Genomic DNA, 1,166 nt, shown 5'->3' on the forward strand with positions numbered 1-1,166 from the left:
CCCCCGCCCAGCCCGCCGCGGAGTCCCGCCCGATGAAAGCCCCCGAATCCCGCCGCGCGGTGCGCGTCGCCGAGAGCAAGGCCGATCCGCTGGCCGATGTCGCGGTGCTGTTCATGGCGCTCGACGAGACCCGCATCCAGAGCCTGTTCGACCGGCTGGAGGAGAACGAGATCCGCCGCGTCAGCCGCGCCATGGCCAATCTCGGCAAGGTCGATATCGACCATGTCGAGCGCGTCATCACGCGCTTCCGCAACGAGGTCGGCCGCACCGGCACGGTGATCGGCACCGCCGAGACCACCGAGCGGCTGCTGCGCCGGCTGCTGCCCAACGAGAAGGTCAGCGAGATCATGGACGAGATCCGCGGTCCCGAGGGCAAGACCATGTGGGAGAAGCTGGCCAATATCTCGCCCGAGGTGCTGGCCACCTATCTGCGCACCGAGCTGGCGCAGACCGCCGCCGTCATCCTCGCCAAGCTGCCGGCGCAGCACGCGGCGCGGGTGCTGGCGCTGCTGCCCAAGCCCTCGGTGGACGAGATCATCCTGCGCATGGTGCGGATGGACAGCATCCAGAAGGGTGTGCTGCAGGACATCGAGCAGACGCTGCAGCGCGAGTTCATCACCAATCTCAGCCGCAGCTACGAGCGCGACAGCTCGCAGATCGTGGCCGAGATCATGAACCGCGCCGACAAGGGACTGGTCGAGAACCTGATGCGCCAGATCGAGGCGCGCGAGCCGCACGCGGCGGCGCGCATCAAGCGCATCATGTTCACCTTCGACGACCTGATCCGCGTCGACCGCACGACCTTCGCCACCCTGGTCGCCGAATGCCCGGCCGACAAGCTGCAGATCGCGCTCACCGCCGCCAGCCCGGAGCTGCGCGAGCTGTTCCTCGGCAGCATGTCCGAGCGCGCCGCCACCATGATGCGCGACGAGATCGAGAACATGCCCTCGCAGCGGCGCAAGACGGTGGAGGACGCGCAGGCCGACATCATCACCATCGCCAAGCGCCTGGCCGATGAGGGCCGCATCTTCATCCTGGACGAGGATGAGGTGGGCGAGACCGGCTGATGGGCGGCCGGCTGACCCCGGTCGCGCCGGTGGCCGCCGGCGCGCGCGAGGCGGGGGCGGGCTATGCCGCCGCGGCGCGCGCGCTGAGCGCGGTGCCGC

The 1,166-nt window shown here is 69.7% G+C and carries 1 protein-coding gene; it reads left to right on the plus strand.

What is annotated here, in order from left to right; genetic code table 11:
• A partial coding sequence (locus tag ACVMLK_RS21090; protein WP_457487548.1) for a flagellar motor switch protein FliG occupies window positions 1–1,067 on the plus strand: 1,067 nt, incomplete at its 5' end.
• Between the last annotated feature and the right edge of the window lie 99 nt (window positions 1,068–1,166).

This window comes from Teichococcus aerofrigidensis (assembly GCF_054073225.1).